Origin of the sequence: Acetobacterium wieringae (genome assembly GCF_023700225.1) — a bacterium.
GTDB lineage: Bacteria > Bacillota > Clostridia > Eubacteriales > Eubacteriaceae > Acetobacterium > Acetobacterium wieringae.
This window is the reverse complement of the sequence record NZ_CP097897.1, coordinates 2323861-2350157: the sequence shown is the minus strand read 5'-3', so window position 1 is coordinate 2350157 and position 26297 is coordinate 2323861. Positions and strand designations below refer to the sequence as shown.

At 43.6% G+C, this 26297-nt stretch carries 22 protein-coding genes and 1 pseudogene; 13 read left to right on the top strand and 10 right to left on the bottom strand.

The features are described 5' to 3' along the window. Positions 1 to 4 precede the first annotated feature (4 nt). Positions 5 to 838, bottom strand: a complete 834-nt coding sequence (locus CHL1_RS11430) for a MetQ/NlpA family ABC transporter substrate-binding protein (RefSeq protein ID WP_148636366.1) — start codon at positions 836 to 838, stop codon at positions 5 to 7. 322 nt (positions 839 to 1160) lie between these two features. On the opposite strand from CHL1_RS11430, the gene CHL1_RS11425 reads away from it, so the two are divergent. Further along, the gene (locus CHL1_RS11425; protein ID WP_148636367.1) at positions 1161 to 1850 is read left to right on the top strand and encodes a glutamine amidotransferase; all 690 of its coding nucleotides are present in this window, start codon (positions 1161 to 1163) and stop codon (positions 1848 to 1850) included. Between the two features lie 74 nt (positions 1851 to 1924). Here the strand turns inward: CHL1_RS11425 and larE are convergent, their stop codons facing one another. Continuing rightward, entirely contained in the window at positions 1925 to 2731 is an 807-nt protein-coding gene (gene larE / locus CHL1_RS11420; RefSeq protein ID WP_250932977.1) for an ATP-dependent sacrificial sulfur transferase LarE, read from the bottom strand. 274 nt (positions 2732 to 3005) lie between these two features. On the opposite strand from larE, the gene CHL1_RS11415 reads away from it, so the two are divergent. The 4 genes and pseudogenes from CHL1_RS11415 to CHL1_RS11400 all read left to right on the top strand — a co-directional run. Next, positions 3006 to 3338: an ArsR/SmtB family transcription factor gene (locus CHL1_RS11415; protein WP_148636369.1), complete on the top strand. Its 333-nt coding sequence runs from the start codon at positions 3006 to 3008 to the stop codon at positions 3336 to 3338. A 37-nt stretch (positions 3339 to 3375) separates the two neighbouring features. Then, a complete protein-coding gene (locus CHL1_RS11410; protein ID WP_228883131.1) occupies positions 3376 to 4143 on the top strand; it encodes an EFR1 family ferrodoxin in 768 nt (255 codons plus the stop codon). Between the two features lie 158 nt (positions 4144 to 4301). After that, positions 4302 to 5024, top strand: coding sequence for a DUF2786 domain-containing protein (locus CHL1_RS11405; RefSeq protein ID WP_070371960.1), 723 nt, complete (start codon positions 4302 to 4304; stop codon positions 5022 to 5024). A gap of 226 nt (positions 5025 to 5250) precedes the next feature. Next, positions 5251 to 6543, top strand: a pseudogene (locus CHL1_RS11400) (methyl-accepting chemotaxis protein); the annotation flags it as partial. 324 nt (positions 6544 to 6867) lie between these two features. Here CHL1_RS11400 and larC read toward each other — a convergent pair. The 8 genes from larC to CHL1_RS11360 all read right to left on the bottom strand — a co-directional run bounded on the left by larC (position 6868) and on the right by CHL1_RS11360 (position 15916). Continuing rightward, positions 6868 to 8019 (bottom strand): nickel pincer cofactor biosynthesis protein LarC, encoded by a 1152-nt coding sequence (gene larC, locus CHL1_RS11395; RefSeq protein WP_070371958.1) that lies wholly within the window; start codon positions 8017 to 8019, stop codon positions 6868 to 6870. Positions 8020 to 8068: 49 nt separating this feature from the next. Then, positions 8069 to 8818 carry a nickel pincer cofactor biosynthesis protein LarB gene (gene larB / locus CHL1_RS11390; protein WP_070371957.1) on the bottom strand — a complete coding sequence of 250 codons (750 nt, stop codon included), beginning with the start codon at positions 8816 to 8818 and terminating at the stop codon, positions 8069 to 8071. Positions 8819 to 8866: 48 nt separating this feature from the next. Beyond that, positions 8867 to 10726 (bottom strand): non-ribosomal peptide synthetase, encoded by a 1860-nt coding sequence (locus tag CHL1_RS11385; protein WP_070371956.1) that lies wholly within the window; start codon positions 10724 to 10726, stop codon positions 8867 to 8869. A 33-nt stretch (positions 10727 to 10759) separates the two neighbouring features. Further along, positions 10760 to 11503 (bottom strand): SDR family NAD(P)-dependent oxidoreductase, encoded by a 744-nt coding sequence (locus CHL1_RS11380; protein ID WP_228883137.1) that lies wholly within the window; start codon positions 11501 to 11503, stop codon positions 10760 to 10762. A gap of 4 nt (positions 11504 to 11507) precedes the next feature. After that, positions 11508 to 11744: a biotin/lipoyl-containing protein gene (locus CHL1_RS11375; RefSeq protein WP_070371954.1), complete on the bottom strand. Its 237-nt coding sequence runs from the start codon at positions 11742 to 11744 to the stop codon at positions 11508 to 11510. A 57-nt stretch (positions 11745 to 11801) separates the two neighbouring features. Next, the gene (gene lipB / locus CHL1_RS11370; protein WP_228883139.1) at positions 11802 to 12503 is read right to left on the bottom strand and encodes a lipoyl(octanoyl) transferase LipB; all 702 of its coding nucleotides are present in this window, start codon (positions 12501 to 12503) and stop codon (positions 11802 to 11804) included. A gap of 2 nt (positions 12504 to 12505) precedes the next feature. Continuing rightward, on the bottom strand, positions 12506 to 14503 hold the full coding sequence (locus CHL1_RS11365) for a sigma-54-dependent Fis family transcriptional regulator (RefSeq protein ID WP_250932973.1): 1998 nt from the start codon (positions 14501 to 14503) through the stop codon (positions 12506 to 12508). 111 nt (positions 14504 to 14614) lie between these two features. Continuing rightward, complete coding sequence (locus tag CHL1_RS11360) at positions 14615 to 15916, bottom strand: DUF362 domain-containing protein (RefSeq protein WP_148636377.1); 1302 nt, start codon at positions 15914 to 15916, stop codon at positions 14615 to 14617. 371 nt (positions 15917 to 16287) lie between these two features. Between CHL1_RS11360 and CHL1_RS11355 the strand changes: the two genes are divergently transcribed. The 8 genes from CHL1_RS11355 to CHL1_RS11320 all read left to right on the top strand — a co-directional run bounded on the left by CHL1_RS11355 (position 16288) and on the right by CHL1_RS11320 (position 26196). Continuing rightward, on the top strand, positions 16288 to 17943 hold the full coding sequence (locus tag CHL1_RS11355; RefSeq protein ID WP_250932971.1) for an NAD(P)H-dependent oxidoreductase: 1656 nt from the start codon (positions 16288 to 16290) through the stop codon (positions 17941 to 17943). A gap of 209 nt (positions 17944 to 18152) precedes the next feature. Then, complete coding sequence (gene ilvA / locus CHL1_RS11350) at positions 18153 to 19349, top strand: threonine ammonia-lyase (protein ID WP_250932969.1); 1197 nt, start codon at positions 18153 to 18155, stop codon at positions 19347 to 19349. Positions 19350 to 19569: 220 nt separating this feature from the next. After that, on the top strand, positions 19570 to 19965 hold the full coding sequence (locus CHL1_RS11345; protein WP_250932967.1) for a hypothetical protein: 396 nt from the start codon (positions 19570 to 19572) through the stop codon (positions 19963 to 19965). Then, positions 19952 to 21583 (top strand): ABC1 kinase family protein, encoded by a 1632-nt coding sequence (locus CHL1_RS11340; RefSeq protein ID WP_250932965.1) that lies wholly within the window; start codon positions 19952 to 19954, stop codon positions 21581 to 21583. Before CHL1_RS11345 ends, CHL1_RS11340 begins: the two co-directional genes overlap by 14 nt. 97 nt (positions 21584 to 21680) lie before the next feature. Further along, on the top strand, positions 21681 to 22238 hold the full coding sequence (locus CHL1_RS11335) for a hypothetical protein (protein WP_250932963.1): 558 nt from the start codon (positions 21681 to 21683) through the stop codon (positions 22236 to 22238). Positions 22239 to 22391: 153 nt separating this feature from the next. Continuing rightward, positions 22392 to 24320, top strand: a complete 1929-nt coding sequence (locus tag CHL1_RS11330) for an NAD(P)/FAD-dependent oxidoreductase (RefSeq protein ID WP_250932961.1) — start codon at positions 22392 to 22394, stop codon at positions 24318 to 24320. Positions 24321 to 24375: 55 nt separating this feature from the next. Next, on the top strand, positions 24376 to 25287 hold the full coding sequence (locus tag CHL1_RS11325; RefSeq protein WP_250932959.1) for a polyprenyl synthetase family protein: 912 nt from the start codon (positions 24376 to 24378) through the stop codon (positions 25285 to 25287). A gap of 3 nt (positions 25288 to 25290) precedes the next feature. Further along, positions 25291 to 26196, top strand: a complete 906-nt coding sequence (locus tag CHL1_RS11320) for a UbiA family prenyltransferase (protein ID WP_250932958.1) — start codon at positions 25291 to 25293, stop codon at positions 26194 to 26196. Positions 26197 to 26297: the final 101 nt, after the last annotated feature.

Here is a 26297-nt window from a genome sequence, read left to right as displayed (position 1 = left end):
AATTTTAATAGTCAGATGGTCTTTGGAAAGAAACATATTGTTTGGTCGGATCCTCGATTACTTTTTTAAAGGCATCGGATTCGATTGCGGCAATGACATCTTTCGCAAAATCGGAATCTTTATCTTCAATTCGGACAGCGACACCATTGATGTAGCCCTCAGACAGTTTTTCATTATAAAGGGCATCAGAAAGGTTGAGTCCAGAACTGAGTGCATAATTACCGTTAATCACGGCAATGCCGACACTGTCAAGACTTCTTGGTAATTGGGGCGCTTCGATTTCGACAAACTGTAAATTTTTAGGATTGCTGGAAAGGGTGTTTTGAGTGGCTGTTTTAGGATCGACAGCTGGGTCGATGGTGATAATATTGGTTTGCGCCAAGACTCGAATAGCTCGGGATAAGTTAGTCGCATCATTTGGAATCGCTACGGTAGCGCCGTCTTCGACATCATTAATAGTTTTATATTTTTCGGAAAAAATTCCCATCGCAGCAGTGGGAACTTCTTTGATGAAGGTTAGGTCTAAGTTGTTCTCTTTGGCAAAGTTGGTCAAGTAAGTAGAATGCTGAAACAGGTTGAGATCAATTTCACCGGCGGCTAATGCTTTGTTTGGTTGAACATAGTCTGAGAATTCGACGATTTCAACGGTGTAGCCTTTTTCTTCTAAGGAAGGTTGAATTGCTTCTGTGAACATATCGCCATATGGTCCGGCACACACGCCTACTTTCAAAACCTTTGCTGGTTCGGTTGTGGCAGCACTTGATGAAGAACAACCTGTCAGGGCGATCAGCAAAATGCTTATAATTGCAATAAATCCGATAATTCGTTTAGTTTTCATTTGAGATCCTCTCTTTTCTAATCATAAAATTTTTATTTTTTTGGTTTATCTACTACATGTAATTACTACATCAGACAACACATGGATTTAGTCATGAGGTCACCACCTTTCATATCATAGTAATTTTATATGTTTAATGCGATTTATTATAACAGGAACCATTTGTTTTTGCAAGAATAAAACACACAAAACATATAAAAATAATATGAATAATGTTATTTATTTCATCAGCCATTTCTATTGACAATTAGCACGTTATTATATATAATTTATTACATATAGGAAAAGTATGAAAAGAACGTTGTTTGAAGGAGGAACTATTATGAAAAAACTACTCATTATAAAGACCGGATCATCGGATCAACATGTGATCAACAAATGTGGCGACTGTGATGTCCGCATTGCCCAATGTATCGGAATACCATATGATGATGTCCGGGTAATTTCAGTCTATGAAAATGCCGTACCAATTCTGCCGGACGATATTGCTGGGATTATTATTACTGGTTCCCCTTCAATGGTAACGGATTTGGAACCCTGGGGGGTAGCAACCGCGCAATGGTTAAAACAGGTTGTTAAAAAGAACATTCCTGTTTTGGGTATCTGTTTTGGACATCAATTGCTTGCCCATACCTTTGGTGGTTCGGTTGACTATCATGAACAGGGTGAAGAAAAAGGCGAGGTTGAGATTCATCTTACTGAAGATGGCAAGAAAGATCCATTGCTGGGGGTATTACCAGCCCGTTTTAGTGCATATTCGTCCCACTTTCAGACCGTTACCAAAATACCACCTGATACCGTGATATTGGCAGAAAATGATTTTGAGACGACTCATGCACTTCGATATAAGGAAAACGTCTGGGGCGTTCAATTTCATCCAGAATGTGTAGGCGATGTATTTTGTAATACTATTGAACATAAAACATATGGTAAAGCCTTATTAAGGCGCTTTTATGATTTAGCTGTGACAGCACAAAATGATGAAAAAACAATGCGTTGGCACAATAGCTAGTTAGATTAGAATATGATAAAAGAGACGACAAAAAACAGGATTACTAAATCAAAGAGTCTAGCAATCCTGTTTTTTTATAGCGTCTCGTTCATGCTGCCGGTTCGATAGCCTTTTAAATCAAGGCTGATATAAGTGAAGCCAATGGTTTTAAAACGATCATGAATTTTACTGCGAATACCTTCATTAACTAAGGTTTCGAAACCGGCTTCATCGGTTTCGATCCGGGCCAGGTCACCGTGATAGCGGACGCGCACCTGATGGAAGCCGAGATCAAGAAGGTATTGTTCAGCCTGGTCGATCATCTGCAGGCGATCTGGGGTAATATTCTCGCCATAAGGGAATCGGGAAGACAGACAGGCAAAGGATTGTTTGTTCCAGGTGGGAAGATTCAATTCCTTCGACAGCTGACGGATTTCATCCTTGGAAAGCTTGGCAAATCGTAACGGGCTTTTGACACCTAACTCGGTTACCGCTAATAGTCCCGGTCGGTAATCACCATCATCGTCAGTGTTGGAGCCTTCAATAACGTAATTTAATTTCTGAAGAGTCACAATTTCTTTGATCTTGGTAAAAAGCTCGGACTTGCATAAATAACAGCGGTTCTTGGGATTATGGGAAAAACCTTCAATATCCAGCTCTTCCGAATCAATTATAAAGTGATCGACACCCAATTCTTCAGCATAGGCGGTGGCTTCCTGTAATTCGCGCTTGGGAAAGCTCTCGGACCGGGCGGTCACTGCAACCGCTTTTTTTCCTAAGACATCGTAAGCAACCTTTAGCAAAAACGTCGAATCAACACCACCAGAAAAGGCTACAGCGACACTTTCCAGTTTGCTCAGGTAATCTTTTAACGCTTGATATTTATTGGTCAGGTTATCCATAATACACTCCTTCACATTAATCATAGTAACTATATATGATTAATATTTTATTGTATTTTTAACCCGTTGTCAAGTGTGATTGTGGGGAATAAATGGCCTGAAGGAGGGAATTGCTTTACAGTCGTTGAATACGGATCGGATGAAAAAAACGCAGATAATCAACTTGAATGGTCTCGAATTTCTTTCCCGATGTTGATAAAAATATTTATTCATGTATACTGTTAGCAATGGTTTAATGAATTAAACCATTAAACGGAGGAAGGGAGTGCTAGAAATGAGTAACGAGCAAAAAGCGCTGATTGAAATGTTCAAAGATTGTCAACCACTACTCACCGCCATCGGGGATGAAACCCGACAGTTAATCATGGTGGCAATTATGGAAAATGGGTGCTATCCTGGCATTCGGGTAGGAGAAATTACCAAAAAAGTCAATCTGTCCCGACCAGCAGTATCCCATCATATCAAAATCCTGATGGATGCTAAGATTGTTAATGTGAGTAAGCAAGGAACCATGAATTTTTATTATCTGGATCCGGAAAAAAGCAGGTTGCTGCATTTAAAAACTTTGGTGGAGCATATTGAACTGTTAATGGAACAATGCAAGTAGCGTATCAAATTACATACTCAAAATAAAGGAGAAGAAGATGATATTTTATTTTACCGGAACCGGTAACTCGTTGTATGTGACAAAAAGGATTGGTGATGAGCTGGGAGAGCGACTCGTCGATATAACCACGGCTATGAAAGAGAAATCTTTTGTTTATTCGCTTTCAGTCGATGAAAGAATTGGTTTTATTTTCCCGGTTTACTTTTATGGCGTACCTTCAATTGTAGCTGATTTTATCGCTGAGCTCATAATTGAACAAAATCTGGAAGCCCGCATGCAACCTTATGTATTTAGTGTGATGACTTGTGGCGGCGGAATGGGCGGAACGCCGAAAATGCTGGAAGATCTCCTGAAAAAGCAAAAGGTGTCGCTCGATGCTGCGTTTGAAGTTAAGATGGCCAGCAATTACATCATGATGTACCAGCCAACGGGGCCAGCGCTACAAAAGAAGATACAGATTACAACAGATAAAAAGCTAACTGACATTATCGCTGCAATATCAAAGAAAAAGAAGGATGATAGCAACAAACGAAAAAAATCGTTTTTGACCAATATAGCTTATCCGCTATACGTCCATGGCCGAAAAACCAGGCTCTTTTATGCTGATGACAAGTGTAACGGCTGCGGAAAATGCGAGAAAATTTGTCCTGTTTCGGCGATTCAAATGGTTAATAACAAGCCGGTTTGGACGGCAAAACAATGTACGCACTGCACCGCCTGTATCAACCGCTGTCCCCAGAAAGCGATTCAGTATGGAAAGAAAACCCTTAAGTGGCGACGGTTTGAAAATCCCATCCTAAAATAATTAAGAATCCATAAATTTTTCCGTCTTCGTTCTTGACAGTTGGAGCCATACCAAATAAAATAAGAGATGTATAGTAAAATGATATTTAATTAAGATGGATTCTATATTGAAGTGTTTGTTTTTGGCAAAAAGCAGAAAGTTCAAAACGAGGAAGAAAAATGGAAGCCAATATCAAAGATCGAATAAAAAAACTGTTAGCCCTTGGTAGAAGTCCCAATCCCAATGAAGCAAATTACGCAATATTAAAAGCAAAAAAGCTGATGGTTGAATACAAGCTGACTGAACGGGAATTATTGCGCCATGATGAAAATCCGATTAAAGTGGATAGTGATATTTATTATACAACCCGCAGTGAGCATTGGATGACTGGCCTGGCGGATGTGATTTCGGAGAACAACTGCTGTGTCTTTTATATGGTCACGCCGTCCGGATCGCAACGCCATTATATTATTTTTCATGGTTATGAGGAAGATGCGCTGATTTGCAACAGCATTTTTGCCTATGCTGTTGATTGTGTGCGAACCCAGATCAAAGCGATAAAAAAAGTGATGAAGTTAAATGAGCAGCCAGCTAATATCATTAATGAAGCGTGTGAAACTTATGGTAAGGGTTTTTATGAAGGTTTGGATGACGCTTACACGACCCAGGAGTATGTGCATCAGGAGTGGGGGCTGGTGATGGTGGTCCCACCGGAAGTTAAAGCAATTCTTGAACCGATGGAACGTGCGCACATTAAAGAGAAGAATCATGATGATCATTATTCGTTTTATGCTCAGGGCTACCGCGAAGGCAAGGTCTTTACGACCCAAAATAAATTGGCAGATACAAAAGAAAAAACGACAGCAGAAGATAATCCAACGACAAATCAAGAAGCTGTCTGAAAATCAAAGGTAAGCAAAAAAACACCGGCACCTTGTTTTTAACAAGTTATCGGTGTTTTGTTGCGTGATACGGAGGATTATTATGTTAAAATAAAGAAAATAGACGGATCTTATAGCTCAGGTTATGGTAATTGAAAACAGGAAGCTGGCATTTTTTGTTTATCGGCGCGCAAATTGGATAAAAATATAAATAAGCCAATATACTTACCGATAAGGAGAATGATTGATGAAATTCAAGTATAAAATCGTAGCCCTGTTTGTGTCGGCCATTGTTTTAATCAACCTTGGAATCGGTATTTATGCGGTAAACAGCATGCAGAATAAAGTGCTTGATGCTGCCCGCTCCAAGCTCCTGAGTGATGCTGCTTTGGGCGAGGCTTTCCTGGATCAACAGATTCCCGGGGACTGGATTATTAAAGAGGGCGATTTGTACAAAGGCTCGGTGAAAATGAATGATAATTTCGGAATTGTTGATCGAATCGGGGAGTTAACAGGGGATACGGTAACGGTCTTTCAAGATGATACCCGGGTTGCCACAAACGTAAAAGATGCAGAAGGTAATCGGGCGGTTAATACGGAGGCAACCGACGTGGTTAAAAAAACTGTTTTGGATCAGGGCGAAACATACATCGGTAAGGCCAATGTAGTGGGTGTCTGGAACCAAACAGTCTATAAACCGATCACCAATGCCAAGGGCGAGGTGATCGGCATCTGGTACGTGGGAATTCCCAATACCATCTATGACAAATTGGCTATGGATTTCAGAAATATGCTGATTTTATTTTCCATCGTGGCCGTTACGCTGGCGGGTATTGTCATTTGGATCATTACTGACCGGATGACCCGACCATTAGTGATGCTGGAAAAAGTCACCAATCGGGTAGCGCAAGGCGATCTGACGCAACAAGTTGAAACGGTCAAAAGTAAAGACGAAATCGGCGTATTAGCCGTGGCGATTGAGCGGATGATCGTTAATATGCGAACAGCTTTAAAAAAAATAGCGGATTCTTCGGAAGAGGTTGCCATGGGTGCCCAGAATATTTCCACGGCCAGCACATCCCTGTCGATTGGCGGCACGGAACAGGCCAGTTCCATTGAGGAACTGACTGCCTCCATCAACGAAATTGATGAGCAGACTACCATCAACGGCGAAAGTGTCAGTCAAGCTGTTGCATTGGTCCGTGATGCCCAGGCTAAGGTTAACAGCGGTGACCGGGAAATGCATAATATGCTGGCCTGTATGGATGACATTAATGATTCATCGCAGAATATCGGAAACATCATCAAAGTAATCGATGAGATTGCCTTTCAAACCAATGTACTGGCATTAAATGCCAGTGTGGAGGCCGCTCGGGCCGGGGAACATGGCAAAGGGTTTGCAGTGGTCGCCAGCGAGGTAAGAAACCTCTCCATCCGCACGACTGACGCAGTAAAACAAACCTCCAGTTTGATTGAAGCATCGGGAAAGAATGTCAAAATCGGTATCGAAGTGGCAAATCGGGTGTCGGAAGCACTGGACGAAATCAAAGCGAGTATGAAAGCCGTTGAAACCCGGGTTGAAGCAGTTGGCAAAGCATCAGAGCAGTAAACCCAAAATATTCACGAAATCAATTCAGGGATCAGTATTATTGCCAACGTGGTTCATACTAATTCAGCAACATCGGAAGAAACTGCCGCCGCCAGTCAAGAACTCTTTAACCAGGCTGAGATATTAAAAAGACAGACCAATCAATTTAAGCTTCAGTAAATCAGGGTAATTTTAAAAGGAATATCAGTGGATACAACAAAACAAAAGACTCAGAAAGCTAAGCATCTGAGTCTTTTGTTTTACTGGTTTGCAACGCTACTTTAGTTTTTCAACCATTTCTAATACTTCCCACAGCGATTTGCCCGATTCCTGGGCGATTTTTTTGACATCCTCATATTCCGGGGTAGCCCGGGTAATATCGCCCTGTTGGGATATTTTAATGGTTACTTCACCCAGTGGAGTTGCTATTTTTTTAAAATGCCGGTGCATGCAGGTTCGCTCAACCGGGTATTTGCGAATGCCGATGGTGGAGGTTTCCTTTAGAATAATTTCTTCAATCAGCGGCAGCCGGGCTTCGCTGCAGAGAACCGTCAGGTGGATGCCTGGGCGGTTTTTCTTCATATAGACCGGCGTGTAAAAGGCATCCAGGGCACCGTTTTGCAATAAAACTTCGAGGACATAGCCAGCCATTTCGCCAGTCATGTCATCAACATTGGTTTCTACCACCATAATGGTGTTGGCTTCAGATTTACGCCCCTGAATAATCCGCAGAGCATTTAAAACCCCAAAATCCTTGCCGCCAAAACCATAGCCGGTTTTTTCCGGAATAAAACTGGGGGTGGTCGGGGAATAGGTAGCCAATTCAGCGAGAATGGCCACCCCGGTGGGCGTGGCTGATTCACCGTCTATGGCCTTGGAATACATTTCGAAATTGGAATTACAGAGGATCTCTGCGGTGGCTGGAGCTGGTACCGGTAAGAGACCATGGGCACAGCGAACCCAGCCGCTGCCGACATTTATTTTGGAACCATAAACCAGATCCGGTTTTAAGGCATGATAACAGATGGCCGCCCCGACGATATCAACAATTGAATCGAGAGCGCCAACCTCATGAAAATGAACCCGTTCAACCGAAACATTATGAACCTTGCCTTCGGCGACTGCCACCCGCATAAAAATAGCCAGAGCAGTTTTTTTAACCTCGTCTGAGAGGGTTGAATTTTCGATGATTTCTTTTATATCATTAAAGTGCCGATGATGGTGTCGGTCAGCTTCCAGGATAACATGACAGCGAGTGCCGGAAATTCCCTTTTTCATGGTTTGCTCGGCTTCGATACGAAACCCGCTGAGATTCAGCTTTTTCAGTTCAGCGTCAAGGTATGCTGGATCAATACCCAAATCAATAAAGGCACCCAAAACCATATCCCCACTAATACCGGAAAAACAATCGAAAAATAAAACCTTCATGGACAATTCTCCTTCTTTGGGCCACGCCCTGATGAAATTTCGCTTATGTTTATAGTTTGTTAATTTTTGATGCCATACAGGCAGCCCCAAAACCATTATCAATATTGACAACACCAATCCCGCTGGCGCAGGAGGTCAGCATCCCCAGTAAAGCCGAGATTCCACCAAAGCTGGCGCCGTAACCGATACTGGTGGGAACGGCAACGATGGGTTTATCGGTGAGTCCACCGACGACTGAGGCCAGAGCACCTTCCATACCAGCCACCACAATAATGACTTTGGCGTGATTGATAATTGGGACGTTGCCAAGTAGCCGATGAATCCCGGCGACTCCCACATCATAGAGTCGTTTGACCTGATTGCCCATCACCATGGCAGTTACAGCGGCTTCTTCAGCAACCGGAATGTCTGAGGTTCCGGCCGTGACGACAAGAATATAATCTTCGGTGGTTTTATATTCTTCCCGTTTGACGACCACGGAGCGGGCTTCTTCGTAATAAATAGCATCAGGGGTAATGGATTTGATGGTGTCGAAGACGTCCCGTTCAGCCCGGGAAGCAAGGATGTTGCCAGTGGATCGGGTCAGCATGTTTTCGACAATCCCCTTAATCTGGTTCAGCGACTTTCCGGGACTGTAAATCACCTCCGGATAACCGTTTCGTAGCTCCCGGTGATGATCCACTTTGGCATAGGAAAGGTCTTCATAGGGCAAGGTTTTTAGCAACTCCAGAGCGGTATTGACCTCGCATTCGTGGTTTTTGACGTCTTCCAATAATTTTGTTAATTGATCTACATTCATAATTGTCTCCATTACTGCTGATGAGTCAGCAAAATATTAAAAAATTTGTTAAAGTGACAAAATATAATTGGTCATTTCAGTTAAGGTCAGGTAGTTGCGGAACTGATTGGTGTTTATTTTAATCCCATTGGTCTGCTCCAGTTGGTTAATCAGATCAATCAGACCCAGCGAATCGCCGCCGAGATCAAAAATAAAATGACTGTCAAGCCCAATCATCGCTGGCGAAATTTTCAGAATATCGGCCCAGCAATTTGCCATCTCATTATATGGTCCATCCAGGGTTGATTCAGAAACGTTGCTTAAGGGAATGGCCAGATCATAATGATCATAGTCGCCGTTTTCCCAGGCAACAGCCAAAGCTAACCGGTTGATTTTTCCAGAGGTGGTTCTGGGTATTTCGTCAATCATCACACCCCATTTTATCGGAAGCTGCCAGGTGGCAGAAATAGACTGGCCAGCCAGGGTTAAAGTTTCCGGATTTTTGGAATCACTAAAGAGAATCAGACAGTTGTCCTGAGTGTTCCGGTTTTTGCCCTGAACAACAATCAGGTTGGTATTCTCAGGCAAGGCCTGCTTGCCGGTTTTTTCCAGATCGGAGACCAGATAATTTTCACCGTTGACGATAATAATATCTTTATAGCGGCCAAATATATTCAACCAGCCATTTCGAAAAAAGCCCAGATCGCCGGTGTTAAAATAACCGTCTTCATCCACCCCGGTAGGGGTGTTTTTAGTTTTGGAATAATATCCCTGCATGACATTGGTGCCACGAATATGGATCAGACCCAGATATTCCGGATCCAAAACATTTCCGTTCAGATCTTTAATGACGACCTCATTACATTCGTCCAAAACACCTACTGACATCCGGCCGATGGTATCATCATCAGGATCACAGAAGAACAGTTTTTCGCCAATGGCAATGCCGCTGCCCAAAAAATAATCCATCCGGAAGGGTGAACCGTAGGGGGTGTAAGCCACACCCATGGTGGTTTCACTAAGACCGTAGGCTGGTTTTAAGGTATCCCGGGTCCAACCCATTGGGGCTGTTTGATCTTCGAAAGCGGTTAAGGAAAGGGGATTGACATCTTCGCCACCGCAAAAGCAGATATAAAGAGTGTCAAGATTTACTGCCCGATTCTGTTTAATGCCGACTTTCAGCAATAGTTCGATGCCAAAAAGGGCCGCTCCGGTGACAGTGGCGGAAAACTGCGAGAGCTTTTCCAGCCAGCGGTTGGGGTTTTTTACAAACTGCAGCGGGCTCATTAAATACTGAGGAAAGTTGTTGACAATCGGAACCAGATGATAGCCGACAAAACCAAAGCAATGGGATAGCGGCAGCCAGCTTAGATAGCGTTCCTGCACATTGTCGCGGACGATGATACTGCTGGCAACACCGCCTTCTTGGAGGTTGCGGGTAGTCAGAACAGCGCCTTTCGGATCCGAAGAGGTACCGGAGGTAAACTGAATCATTCCAGGATCTGTGTCACACACTGAAACAATGGTTCCCGGGGACGATTCGGTCAAGGCCCGAAACATCAGCTGGTTGTTTTCAAACAGGGTTGTTACCCCTTCCAGATCACTGACAATGATGGGGTCTTCCAGTGTGTTAAGGACACTTTGCAGATAAGCCCGTGATTTTTCATCCTGGGCCAGGGGTAGGATGGCGGGAACCATGCCGCCCAGGATGCCCGCCCAGAAACAGGTGATTTGGGCCTGGATACTTTTTAGCTGAAACACCAGCAGGGATCCTTTTTTTAGACCGGCTGACTGGTAACCGCCGAGGACTTTCATGGCATTTTCAAAAAGCGTGGCGTAGGTCTGAGTAAATTCCTGGCCATCGGCCTCCAGATACGTGATGGTGACATCACTGGTTTTTAGCTTGATAAACGAGTCTTGTATATTCATGGAAGTCTCCTCAACAATTTGGTCAGATCCACATTAGATCATGGTATAACCACCATCGATGGCAATGGTCTGCCCGATGATGTAATCACTGCCTGATGAGCAAAGAAAGGAGATAATCCCCAATAAGTCTTCTTCTGTTCCCAGTCGACCGGCCGGGGTATTTTTGGTGTGCTCAGTCAGGGCATATTTGGGGAAGTTTGAATTGGCCATATCGGTTTCAATAACTCCTGGAGCGATGGCATTAACCTGAATGTTGAGACGAGCAGCTTCCCGGGCCAGGGCTTTGGTAAAGGCGATGACACCACCTTTAGCGGCGGAATAATGAGTAAACCCGAGTCCACCAACCCGACCGGCGATGGAAGCCACATTAATAATCTTACCCCGTTTTTGCTTTTCCAGCACCTTGTAAACCGCATGAGTGGCGATAAAGGTGCCGGTTAAATCAATGTCAATCACCGCTTTCCAGTCGTCCAGGGTCATGGCGCTGAAGGTTTTAACGGGGAAGATTCCGGCGTTGTTAATCAGCACATCAATTTTCCCGTAGGTTTCCATAACAATGTCGACCATTCTGATGGCGTCTGCTTCGGACGAGATATCGCATTGTATAGCAATACATTTGGTCGGCAGCTTTTCGGCAGCAGCCTTGGCAGTTTCAATATTTCGACCAATAATAACAATATTGGCCCCTTCATTACTGAGATATTCAGCAAACGAATAACCAATTCCCCGGGACGACCCGGTGATGATAATAACCTTATCCTGATGTATACCGGCCATGTTCTTAACCCTCAATTTCGCCAATAATCTGGCCAACTAAAACGCGATCATCTTCTTGCGCCAGGATCGCAGAAAGAACCCCGTCGGCTGGGGATTCGATGTAGATAGAAATTTTATCGGTGGCTGCTTCAGCAATGTTATCACCTTTTTTAACCGTGTCGCCAACAGCCACAAGCCATTGTCTTAAATTGATTTCTTCAGCGCCTTCAGCGAATTCGGGGATTGCTATTTCGTATTTCATTTGGTTCTCCTTTAAATTTTTTCTTCAAGATTAACAACTATTTGTTTAAGACACAGTTTAACGTTTATGACTGACAATTTCGTCAATGGTTCTTTTAGTAGTGTTGCTGCCAAACATCTCATCGAAGGCCAAAATGAACTGGTCACGCAGATCAGGCAGGTTGATCGGGGGACATCCACAGGCTTCCATGGAGGTGACACCTTTGTCTGCAATGCCGCAGGGAATGATGGCCTTAAAATGTTCGAGGTTGGGGTTGACATTAATCGATATGCCATGGAGGGTAACCCCATGGGATACCGCAATGCCCAGAGCGGAGACTTTCTTTTCTTCGCCGGTTTCGGGTTCTACAACCCAGACGCCGCTGCGTCCTTTGATACGTTTGCCTTTTAGCTGATAATGAGCCAGCAGATTAATAACCACCTGTTCCAGACAGCGAACATATTGATGTGCCCCCTTGACATACTGATCAAAGTGCAGAATTGGTGAAACAATGAATTGACCATTGCCATGATAGGAAATATCACCGCCACGGCTAACCGCTGTCAGAGCAATACCTTGATCCAAAAGTTCAGCTGGGGTCAGGAGCAGGTTCTGCTCATGAGTGCCCCGACCCAGGGTGATAACCGGATAGTTTTCCTGAAAAAGCAGGGTGTCCGGGCATGTTTTGGTGACACATTTTTTATGGAGTTGTTCCTGAATGACAAAGGCATCTTCATAGGAAATCAGTCCCAGGTCAATCCAAATGAGGTCTTTTTTCATGCTTAGTCCTCCAGGTGATACAGTTTCATTTTGCGGTACAGGGTACTCCGGGAAATACCCAGGTACTCAGCTGCTTTCTTGCGTTCAGAAAAAAGAGCTAGGGCTTTTTTAATGGTGGTGAGTTCGATATTTTTTAAGTCCACATTGGGTTGCTCTGTTAGTGTTTCAATAATCTTTTTTTGTACAGGAAGGTTTTCTTTCGGGGTCAGCTCAGCGTTAATATTGGGTAAGTAACTGGCAATAAAATAGTTGTCAATGCGATTGGTTTCGGTAAAATTGACGGCCTGTTCAATGGCATTTTTAAATTGTCTCACATTGCCCGGCCACTCATATTCCTGCATCGTTGCGATAGTGGAAGGGTGGAGGGGCTCGATGTATTTACCGCAGGTCTGGGTGATGTCACGCAGAAAAAACTCAGCCAGAATGGGAATGTCTTTTTTTCGTTTGCGTAGCGGTGGAATATTGATTTGCAATACATTCAGTCGATAGTAAAGATCTTGTCGAAACCGCCCCTTTTTAACTTCTTCGGCAAGATTTTTATTTGTAGCGGCAATAACCCGCACATCAATGGGAATATCCTTGTTTCCACCGATGCGTTGGATGTACCGCTCCTGTAAAACCCGTAGCAGGATGGTCTGGGTGTTTAAGGGCATTTCACCAATTTCATCGAGAAAAATGGTGCCGCCCCTGGCCAGTTCAAATTTTCCGATTTTTCCGTGTTTGCTGGCTCCCGTAAAAGATCCTTCTTCATAGCCAAAAAGCACACTTTCAATCAGGCTTTCGGGAATTCCGGCACAATTAATGGCAATAAAGGGCTGGTCTGATTGATGGGCATTATGAATGGCCTGGGCAAACATTTCTTTGCCGGTTCCACTTTCGCCTTCTAAAAGAACCGTCGCACTACCTTTGGCGGCAATTTGTGAAAGATGGACAGAGCGTAGCAGTTCAGAGCTTTCTCCGATGATGTCATCAAAGGTAAATCGGGTGCCTTTGCGTTTGGCTTTTTCTGAAACCTGAATGGTTTTATCCAGATCTTTCAAGGTGGCAACAGCTCCAGCAACAGTGCCATTGTCATGAAGAATCAGTTTGCTGTTAATCAGGCAGTTGATTTTTTTACTCTTTGTAATAATGTGTTTATCTTTTTCTTCAAATGATGGCGGAACATCACCGTTATGATCGAGAATCGTTTCGCCGTCCATAATTTCCAGAATATTTTTCCCGTAGGATTCAAAGGTAGTGGTTTTTAAAATCTTGGCACCTTGAGAATTGATGCCAATGATTTTGCCTTTGAGATCGACGGCCACCACCCCATCGGTCATTGAGTCGATCAGGGTTCGCAGGTAGTGATTGGTTAAATCAACCTGGCGATGGGATTCGGCAATACAGAGCTGTCGGGAGATTGCTTTTGTGGCAGCAACAACCATGCCCAATGTATGGGGATAGGCCATTTCTTTAGGTCCAGCCATATCCATGACGCCCAGCAGTTTGCCGTTGGCATCAAGAATTGGTGCGGCAGAGCAGGTTAGTTCGTGATAGCATTCATAGTAGTGCTCGGCGCCGATTACCTGAATTGGCTGGAGTAGATCAATGGCTAAACCAGTGGCGTTGGTGCCGGCCATGTGTTCATTCCAGATGCTGCCCCGAACCAGATTTTTGGTGAAGGCTTCTTTTAAAATAGCTTGGTCACAAATCAGTTCCAAAATGACGCCGTTGGGATCGGTGAGGGTGGTGGAAAAACCAGACTTGTTGACAAATTCCTGTAATTCAACCATAAAAGGAATACTGACATCCAGCAATAACTGATTCTGTTCGAGGCGTTTTCTAAAATTTTCTTCGCTGACTGTTGGAGTGCGATTTAAAGCCCGGGGATCAAGTCCTGCTTGTTGACAGCGCAGCCAGGAATCAATGATCGGTTTACGGACATGATGTCCGACGTTCCCGGATACGATAAAGTCTTCCCAGGTTTTTTTAATCATCTCAAAATCAGCAGAAATTTTCAACGCGTTCACACTCCTCTATTTTGTTGGTTTGTTTCTTGCGAAGGCGATTGCTTTTGCAATTGATTAACAAAGGGTATCAGGGGGGATCCCCTGATACCGAGAGTCGAAAATCTATTTGCCAGCAGCCAGTTTCTGAAGATCACCGTTGAGTTGTGCAAAAATGTATACGGGTGCACAACCGGGATAATAGGTTACTGATTTAGCCAGTGAGGCTGCTTCCCGAACTTTGTCTGCTGAGGGGAATAGTTCCCAGCAATCGCCGCAAATAAAGACGTTTTTACCGGCACAGAATTGTGGATCAATGTCTGGCACACCACCGGCGATGACCACGACTTCACCGGATTTAGCCAGGAAGGTTTTCATGTCGATGCCGGAGTTTTTAAATGAGTCCAGAGCTCCTCGAACATTGACAAAGCAACCAGGACAGGTTTGCTGCATGATGCAGGTTAATCCGGCATACATCCCAATGGGATCACCTCCGGGACGTTTAAAATGTTTCATGACTGATTCGATGGAGTTCCCCAGAACGTCGATTTTATCTAAATCGATTTCGCCTTGACCTTCGGTTCCGGCACAGCGGATCGCAGGTATTTCCATCGGTTCAAAGCCCATAATCGAACAGGCGACCGAATCGACAGCGACGGTGTCGGTGCCAGCGACAATCAGGTTCATTTCAATCGGGGTTCCGGCGTGCGGTCCCTGACCTTCCATCCCAATAACGGAATCAACAATCGTCAGATCGGCATGGCGAATTCGATACATATCGGCCATTTTTTGCCCCAACTCGATACGGTGAGCCCCTTGCTGTTGATCGTTGGGGTGACAATTGGGGATGATCCCATTCCAGTTTTTGAGGCCTAAGGTAACGGTACCAGCTAAATGAACCTTCATTTTTGGCAGGTTGATGACTACATCAGCATCCATGAAGGGTTTAAAAACGGTGGCATGTTTGAATAATTTAGCCCCTTCAATTTCTACCGGAACAACATCATGTTCATCGAAATAAATGACTTCGTCAGCGCCGCCAAGTTTAGCAGCTTCTTCCATTTTGGAATCTTTAAAGGCAGGTTTGGCCCGGCCAACATGCATGCCTAAGGAAGGGTTATCGCCGACGACGACTTTTCCTGCTTTGGAGTTTTTCTTAACATAAGAAACAACAGCTTCGATGGTTCGGGGATCAACAACGGCGTGGCTTTCAGGGGGAGCCTGGAAAGCAAGGTTCGGTTTAATTAAGACCGTATCGCCTTCCTTGATGATGGTATCAAGGGAACCAATAGCGAGTTCAACTGCTTCGGCAACAGCGGCTTCAATTTTTCTGACATCCTCTTCAATCCGGACATATTTTCCGTTCATGAAAGAGGCATTGCCTTCAGGTTGTGCAACCTTTACAACAGATACTTTTGTTTTACTCATGATAATCTCCTTTTGGTATAGTCACCATATATTTGCCCATAAACATGGACGTGTAATTATATACCCGCAATAATCATGCCAAAACAAAGTACGCTTAAAAAAGCCGGAAACTGGTTTTTTTGATGGTGAATCTGTGTCTCGTGTGTCAAAATGAGACGCTTTTGTGTATCATTATAACACGTGACACACGAAGGATGCCTTAATCCCAGAACTGATAAAACATAAGTTTCAAATTAGGTGTATTCGTCGGCGATGTTTTTTGTTATAATTTTGGGAGATGAGGTATTATATATTAGGAAAAACGATGCCACCAACAGGATCGTTTATTTGATGACCTTTTTCAGTTAGTTAAATAAGAAAGTGAGGATACCATGCGTAAAGTTCTCTTGTTAAACGGCAGTCATAAATCAACCATAAGCTATACAATGATCATTGCCGAACAATTTACATCGGGGTTAATTGAGTATGATCCGGAAACAGTCGTCGAGACCATCAATTTAATCCAGAAGAATATTAGTGCCTGTACCGGCTGCCATAGCTGCTGGACGACCACCCCGGGAGAATGTGTTTTTCAGGATGATATGACGGAACTGTTCCATCAATATGAAGAGGCCGATATTGTGATCTGGGCCACGCCGCTGTACCATTATGGGATCTCCAGCGCCATGAAAAAATTTATGGAACGAACCCAACCGGCACTGCTCCCATTTATTGACAACGAAGGTAGGGGAACCTACGGACATCCCTTCCGGAACCCAGAAAAAATGCAAAATAAAAAACATGTGCTGATCAGCACATGTGGTTTTCCATCGAAAAAGAACAATTATGAGGGAGTCGAAGAACAGTTTAATAATCTTTTTGGCAAGGATAAGTGGGAAAAAATTATTTGCGTTGAAGGTGAACTGCTGGGGATCCACCAGCTGGACAATCTGACCGGCCCGTATCTGGATCTGGTTAAAATAGCCGGAAAAGAATACGGTGAAAGCTTGAGCATTTCACCGAAAATACGGGAAGGTCTGGCAAAACCCTTTGTGGAAACGCCGACCTATCTCCAGACAACAAATCTGAGTTGGGGAGTGGATGATACCCGGATGAAGGATTCTGATGGTGGTCTGATCGCCTGGAATTATATGAAAGAGGTTCAGGCTGCCTTTAATCCCAAGATCCGGCCTAAAATGAATGCGGTGCTCCAGATTGATTTTACCGACATAAAAGAACGCTATCAGCTGGTGATCAAGGATGAAACCTGTACCTTACTCCGAAATGATTTTGCCCGGGAGACAACGGCGATCAGCATCACGCTGACCACTCTGGAGCGTATCCTGGAAGGTAAAATTGATGCCGCCCAATCGCTATTAGAAAAAAAATACGCCGTTGTTGGCGATATGCGGGTTTTCAATGCCTTTCTCGATGGCTTGTTTGGACCGGTCAATTTAAATCCCGATAAGAAAAAACGGCTGGTGCCGATCAGTTTTAAAAACACCCCCTACTGGTTCTTTGTGGCAATGTGCCCCTGGATTTTCTGTTTTCTTTTTGCCAATTACAATCCCTTGATTGGAGTAGTGATTCCGATGATGATCAGTGGTATCCTTTGCGGTATCAAGCGCGGCACCGATCTGGTTTATTTTGAACGGGCGACTTTATTAACTTTTTCTCTGCTCAGTTTAATGGTGGTAACCGTTGGATCGGATTATCAGGGAAACACTTTTGCAATCATCGGGTATTTTGCCCTGGCACTGATTTGGGTCATTTCGACCTTAAAGACGGTTCCATTAACAGCAGACTACACCCACTATTTCAATGGCCGCAACGCCCTTAAAAACGTGTTGTTTCTAAGAACCAATCGGTTGTTATGTTATATCTGGTCACTGGTATTTCTGGCCCAGGCAGGCCTGGCCCTATGGCTTAATACCACGCTGCTGATCAATTTCGCAGCGATCATTCCGATTCTTTTGAGCATCCCAACCTTTGCATTTTCACTGTGGTTTCTAAAATGGTACCCCAGTGAGATGGCCAAACCCAAATAAAAACAGTAAAATATAGGTAATTGCGAAATGAAAAAGCACCGAACAATGGTTGCTTTGAGTGCAGTTTCCACAAACAATTGTGTAACGTGTAGGCGAACAGTTCAGCGAACTGTCCGCCGTACAGTGTAACAATTGTTTCGTGCGAAACTGGGCACAAAGCTCACGGCAGTTTCGCAATTACCTAACAGTAAAATATTATAGGAGAGCTAATGCTAACACTGGATAAAATATACCACGCATCATTTACATTAAAAAAATACGTCCGTCCCACCGATCTGATTCATGCGCCCAAAATCTGTCCAGACAGTGATATTTATTTAAAAACCGAAAACCTGCAGATCACCGGATCATTTAAGGTTCGGGGGGCCTGCTATAAAATATCCCAGCTTAGTGACGAAGAAAAAGCCAAAGGCGTCATTGCCTGTTCAGCTGGCAATCATGCTCAGGGAGTGGCGATGGCGGCGGCGATTGATCAGATCAAAGCTCTGATCTGCCTGCCGGACGGTGCGCCGATTTCTAAGGTGGAGGCCACCAAAGCGTATGGCGCCGAGGTTTGTCTGGTTGAAGGCGGCTATGATGAGGCCTATGCCAAAGCCTTGGAGCTTCAGGCTGAGAAGGGTTATACCTTTATCCATCCCTTTGACGATGAGTTTGTCATCGCCGGCCAGGGCACCATCGGACTTGAATTATTGGAAAGTCTGCCGGATCTGGAGGCAGTGATCGTCCCAATTGGCGGCGGAGGTCTGATTTCCGGGATTGCCTATGTCCTTAAATCCTTAAAGCCGGATGTTAAAGTTTATGGGGTGCAGGCCTGTGGCGCACCCAGTATGGAGCTGTCGATTAAAAACAATAAAATCTGTCGGTTACCTCAGGTATCCACCATTGCAGATGGGATTGCGGTGAAAGAACCGGGTGAGTTGACTTTCAGCCTCTGCAGTGATTTTGTCGATGAAATTGTCACGGTGACCGAAGACGAAATCTCGACGGCTATTCTGACTCTGATTGAACAACAAAAGCTCATTGCTGAAGGGGCCGGGGCAGTGGCGGTGGCAGCAGCGATGTTTGGCAAACTACCGATTCAAGGGAAAAAGACGGTCTGCATTGTCTCCGGCGGGAATATTGATGTCACGATCTTATCCCGAATCATTAAACGGGGATTGCTTACTTCCGGTCGAACCTGTTCATTTAACATTGAGCTGCTGGATAAGCCCGGTCAGCTGAAGAAGGTTTCCCAGATTATTGCCGATCTCGGTGGCAATGTCATCTCCATTCACCATGAGCGGAGCAATGAAGGATCAGATATCAATGGCTGTTTTTTGCGGATCGAGTTGGAAACCCGGAATTACGAACACATTCGCCAGATTCGGGAAGGTCTGATTCAAGGTGGTTTTAAATTGCAGAATTAAAATGAAAATAATGCCGTTTGGTGATTGATTTAAAAAGAACGGGGTATATTTTTTGCGATAGGTCTTTTAACATCTGTTTTTATCGGCGGTGTGCTTTTTTATAAGAATGGAGCGACTCCCCAAAAGAGCACACTGAGATAAATAAAGATCATCATAGCTAAAATCGTCTATTATTCCAATGGAAAAACTAAATAAATTTGATGAAAACAGGAGGAGAAAAATGTTAACCAATATCAGCGAAGATTTAAAAAAGGTGTTTTTATTTGGCGTCGGTGCAGTGGCAATCACCGCTGAGAAATCAAAGATTCTCATCGATGAACTGGTGGAAAAAGGTGATTTGACGGTTCAGCAGGGCAAAATTCTCAATGAAGAGTTAAAACATAATATCAAAGAAACCATCAGAGATACAGTGACGGTTAATGTAGTCAAAGAAGAAACAGCTCCGAGTGCGAAAGTCGTTATTGATAGTCTCGATCAGATGACCCCCGAAGAGCTTCAGAAGATTAAAGACAAACTGGAGGCGATGACGACGGCAGCCCCAGTTGAGAAGGAAATCATCGAGGTTTCTGATTTAGAAGAAAATGTCAGCGAAAAGGAAATTGATGAACTTAAGTGATGCCGGTGTAACAGTAAAAGATCTAACCAAAAATTCAATGGAAACCAATGGAAGACGGCTTAAAATAATTATTTCCATTCTGGTAAAACATGAGATTACCAAAGGGTTGACTCCGGAAAAACTTCGATTGATCATTGAAGACCTGGGGCCAACCTTTATTAAAATTGGCCAGATTATGTCGATGCGTCGGGATATTTTTCCCAGTGAGTATTGTAGCGAGCTTGAAAAACTGCGTTCACAGGTTACCCCGATGCCCTTTGATGAATTTATTCGTATTATTGAAGACGAGTATGATTGCCCGATCGATGAGGTATTTCGGACAATCAACCGGGTACCGTTGGGATCGGCTTCAATCGCCCAGGTTCATGCTGCCGAATTGGTTGATGGTGCCAAGGTGGTGATCAAGGTGCAGCGCCCAGGAATCTATAAGGTGATGGCTCAGGACGTGGTACTTTTAAACCGGGCCACCGGGATTCTCAATCTTGCCAGCAACATTGGCGATGTGGTCGATTTTAAGATGATCGTCGATGAAATGTGGAGTACTGCCCAGCAGGAAATGGATTTTTTGTTTGAAGCCAAGAATGCCCAATTATTCAACGAGCTCAATGCCGAAATCAAATACATCGGTTGTCCGCGAATTTACAATCAGTTTACGACCTCAAAGGTTCTGGTTATGGAGGACATTGTCGGTATCGAAATCAATGAAAAAAAACGACTGCAGGACGCCGGTTATGATCTTCAGGAAATCGGGGTTAAACTGGCTGAAAATTATGTTAAACAGATCATCGATGATGGTTTTTTTCATGCTGATCCCCATCCGGGCAATATCTTTATCAGAAATGGTCAGATTGTCTGGATTGATCTGGGGATGATGGGGAAACTGTCCAAGCGTGAAATGGGACTACTACGGCGAAGTGTCAAGGCCGTGGCGAGTCGTGATGTCGAAAGCCTGGAAGGGGCCATTCTATCGTTGGGGGTTCACAAGAGTCGACGGATCAATCATTCACTGTTATATGAATCGATTGACCGGATGCTTGATGTCTACGGCACCGAAGAACTCAGCAATATCAATATGGGCCGATTTTTAGAAGAGATTTTGCGGATCGCTGCTGAAAATCATATCGGCATGCCCCGGGGGATCAGCATGCTGAGTCGCGGGATGATCACCATCGAAGGGGTCATTGCCGAAATCTCTCCGGACGCTAATTTTGTCCGGATCATGGCCAATCACATGGCCGGACAGCAGGTTGCCAATTTTGACTTGAATAATTTTATGGAAACAAATCGTAGAAAAATCCTGATTTCTGGCGAAAAGGCCATCAGTGTTCCCGGCCAAATTTCCGATTTTTTGAGTCTGGCCAATAAGGGGCAGTTGAAAGTCAATCTGGAGGTGATGGGTTCGGATGAGCCTCTGGCTGAAATTGATAAGATGGTTAATAAGATCGTGATCTGCATTATTCTGGCAGCGCTTTTAATTGGTTCGAGCTTTATTGCCACCACTGACATGACCCCTCAATTTATGGGGATTCCAGCACTGGGGGCGCTGGGGTATTCTACGGCAATCATTTTAAGTCTGGCGCTAATGATCTCGATTCATCGCAAGAAACGGAAACGCTGAGTAGTGGATTTTTTAAAAATTCAGATTAGAATGATTTCTTTTGGGTATTAATATACTAAGCTTTGCTTAAGCTAATTTAATCAAGAAGGAGAAGAAAATGAAAAGAAATGTAGTTTTAGGAATGTTGCTAGTTCTTGCTATAGTGATTTCAGGTTGTACGCAAACTCCGGCAACCACAGACAAAAAAGATTCAGAGACAACAACAGATGTTGTCACCACCGCTTCGATTGTCAATACCGAGGGTGCTTTTATAAAAGCCATCAGTAAGGATGGTACCTGGATCATTGCCACCCTTGGTGATTTAAAAATTGATTCCGACCTGGTTCTGGATGGTGAGTTTGTCAATGGTAAGAAAGATGACGCCGGAAATGATATTGTTCAACGAAAGATTGGTCTCTACACACAGGATGATGCCCGAAATGTTACTGCCAGATTCACGCTGACAGCACCAAAAATTACCATTAACAGTCCCAAAGCCAGCATCGAACATGGTACTTTTGTCGGTGATGTTTATGTAACAGCGACAGATTTCCAACTTAAAGATCAAAAAATCGAAGGTAATTTGTATTTTACAAATCCCGAAGCCCAGGCTACCTTTAAAATGGATGCGACAAGTTCAGTTACCGGCGTTCAGGAATTAAAACAACAGCAGTAATGTTTGACATTTCACAATAAAAATTTTGGGAGCCTCTAAGTTGAAGTGTGAAAGACATCGATTTAGAGGCTCTTATTCATTTAAGCAATAAGTGAACGAAGATAATCATGAAAAGAGAGCTGTAAAATAAAAGTTTAAATCCGGAGGTGCATTATGGAAAAGAATATTATTATATTAGGAGCCGGATATTCGGGTATTCTAATTGCAAAAAAGCTTGCCAAACGTTTGAAAAGCCAGACGGATATTAAGATTACCTTGATCAACAAAAAAAGCTTTCATACCATGCTCACTGAACTCCACGAGGTGGCCGCAAATCGTGTTGAAGAGGATAGTATCCGAATCAGCATTAAGCGTATTTTCGAAGGTCGAAATGTTGAGGTGGTAATTGATACAATTACTGCGATTGACTATGAAAAAAAGCAACTAACCGGGAAAAGCGCATCTTATAGCTATGATTTTCTGGTAATGGCTTCGGGTTCACAACCCTCGTTTTTTGGCATTTGCGGAGCCGCAGAGTATACTTATAAGCTCTGGTCTTATGAAGATGCAATTAAGCTGAAGGGACATATTTTTGAAATGTTCACCGGAGCTTTGCAGGAAACGGATCAAGCAGCAAAACAGAAATTACTAAGCTTCTATGTTTTAGGGGCTGGATTTACCGGCGTCGAAATGGCCGGAGAACTGGCGGAATGGGTACCGATACTCTGCAAGCAATTTGAAATTGAGCGCGAGATGGTAAAAATTACGCTGGTTGATATGATGGACAGAGTCGTCCCTAATTTATCCGAGAAACTTTCAGAAAAAGCAAAAAGACGATTGGAAAAAATGGGCGTGGAAGTAAGGTTAAAAACAGCTGTTGATTGTATTGGCGCCGACTTCATTGGCCTCAAACAGGCTGATCAGCATCATGAACTACCTACCAAGACGGTTGTCTGGGCGGCTGGCATTGAGAGTTCAGATATTGCTAACCAGGCCGTTCAACTTACTCAGGTTGGTCGTGGCCGAATTAAAACCGATGAATTTCTCAGAGCTGAAGGAAAAGATGATGTTTTTATCGCCGGGGATAATATTTTCTATATTCCTGAGGGTGAAACAGTACCGGTACCACAGATGGTTGAAAACTGCGAGCAATCTGCTGATACAGTAGCTCATAATCTGATCAGTGTCATTACCGGAACTGGGAAAATGGAAAGGTATGCGCCCAAGTTCCATGGCGTAATGGTTAGTATCGGCGGCCGTTATGGTATTTCATATGTCGGAACCGAAAAAAAGAAATTTGCTTTACCTTCGTTTCTCTCTCAGTTTATAAAGCATTTTATTAATATTATTTATTTCATCCAAATTTTGGGGTGGAATAAGGTCTTTAGTTATATCCGACACGAGTTTTTTACGATCCGAAATTCACGAAGCTTCGTCGGTGGCCATTTTTCAAATCGGACGCCCAGTTTCTTATTAGTGCCCCTACGGGTTTTTTTAGGTGCCTTCTGGGTCTATGAGGGAATCAAGAAAGTCAATGAAGGTTGGCTCCAAAAGCCGATGCTGACACCGTTTTTTAAAGGCGCAAATGATTTGTATTACTCGATTCTCCAGGCTGGTACTGGTGGCGGCGATGCGGTATCAAGTGCTACTGCAGCCGGAGCGGGTGCTGAAGCGGCCGGAAATCTGCTCATCAATTGGAATATCTTAGGGTTGTTTAAAATTATTGTAATTCAGACATCGGATATTGCCATTAAAATACAAATGGGTCTTATGGATTGGTTTACCAACACTGTGATTCTTAGTAGTGGGAGCTCAGAAGTGTTTTTTCAGTCGGTGATCGTCTATTCTGAAATACTTGTCGGAGTCTTGTTGATTCTAGGTCTGTTCACCACCATTTCCGCCCTATATTCAATCGTTCTCCAGGGGATGTTTGTGACAACTACCGGGCTTTATCTGAGTACATGGTGGATGATTTTTGCGGCAGTGGCAGTTATTTTTGGCGGAGGGAGCGTATTCGGACTTGATTATTATGCAATACCCTGGTTAAAAGAGCACTATAAGAATATCAAAATCGTCCGAAAACTATATATTTATCATGATTAAGAGTGAATTATCACCACGACTGGACCACCAATCTGCTCTTGAAGCAGTTAGACGATTGATCGATGAGACCTTGTTGGGTACTGATGAATTAATCCAGGCGATGATGCAACACCTGACATTGGGAACTGGAAAAAATTTAAGAGCGATGTTATTGTTGGGGTCGGCAATGGATGAAGAAGGGCTTGTCCGACAGGATGCTGTTATTGCCGGAGCAGCAGTGGAAATTCTGCACCTTGCCACCCTGGTTCACGATGACATCATTGATGAGGCTGATATCCGTCGGGGACAAGCCAGTCTGCAAAAAAAGTTTGGCAAAAAAGAAGCGGTAATCTGTGGTGATTACCTCTTCTGCATTGCGATTGCCATGGTGGCTGAGATTTCCAATCACTATCCCGAAAAGCTGAAAGAATTTACCCAGGCCATGACAAAAATATGTTTAGGCGAACTGCGTCAATTTAAACATAACTCAGACACCGATCTAAGTGTTTTAAATTACCTGAAAATAATTGCTGGTAAAACGTCGGCACTCTTTGCGCTGGCGATGTATTCCGGGGCCATCATCAATGGAAGCAGTGATAAAGAAGCCCGTTTTATGGGGCGGATTGGTCACAATATGGGTTTGGCTTTTCAGATCCTCGATGATTGTGCAGATTATGAAGCTGATGTGGTGGAAACTAAAAAATCGGTTAAGCATGACCTGGCCGAAGAAGTCATCACCTTGCCGTTAATTTTTGCTTTTCTGAAAAAACCGGAACTCAAACAGCGAATCCGACAGCAACAATTGAGTGTGGCAGAGATTAACGAAATCATTGCTGAGGTGGTCGATGTTGGTGGCGTTTCAATGGCCCATGATGTGGCCGAAAAATATTATCGCAAGACAAAAAAAATGATCGATACCCTGCCGAATAAGCATCAGCGACAATTAATGGGTAAGATTTTGGGGCGAATTTGGAAAGTTGAGAATTAACGGATGATCCAACGGTTTTTAAATTATGTCGAAATTCGGACAAAAATAGCCAGTCTGTTGCCATTTTTACTGGGCTTGACTTATGTTCTGTATACCTATAAACAGGTTGATATTCGCAATACACTGCTATTTTTCACATCAATGCTGAGCTTTGATATGGCAACAACCGCCTTAAATAATTACATCGATGTGAAAGCAAATGGCAAGATTTTGGAATTTTCTCAAAGAACCGCGAAGCAGATATTGTATTTCCTTTTGATTCTGGCGATATTATTGGGGCTGGCCCTGGTATTTTATACCGGAGTGATTGTTCTAGTATTGGGCGCCCTCTGTTTTGGCGTGGGGATTTTCTATACCTTCGGTCCAGTACCAATTTCCCGGATGCCGTTAGGCGAAATTTTCTCGGGATTATTTATGGGCTTGTTTATTCCCTTCTTAGTGGTTTTTATTAATGCCCCTGAAGCTAGTCTAATTTATTTTACCTTTACGAACTGGCTTCTGCAAGTGTCATTTAACATCCTGGACCTACTGAAATTGGGCGTTGTTACAATCCCGGCGATCACAGGGATTGCCAATATTATGTTGGCAAATAACATCTGTGATCTTGACGATGATGTTAAAGTAAACCGCTTTACCCTGCCTTATTACACTGGTGTAAAAAATGCTCTGAATATTTTTGCAGCGCTTTATTACCTGGGGTTTGCTGCCACTATAATAATGGTAATGCTTGGATTAGTGCCAATTTATGGATTAATTGCAATTGTGGGTTTAATCCCTATTCATAAAAATATTTCAAAATTCAGAAAACAGCAGTCCAAGACAAAGACATTTCCACTGAGTGTGCAAAACCTGGTGATCTCATTAGTTCCGATAATTATTGTTTTGACAATCGGAACGATCCTTAATTAAAATAATTATGACGATAAATTAACAGACTCTTAATATAATCTTTCCAGGCCGTTAACATATGGTACTGCAGAGCATGTTAGACTTTAACAGCGATGAAGATA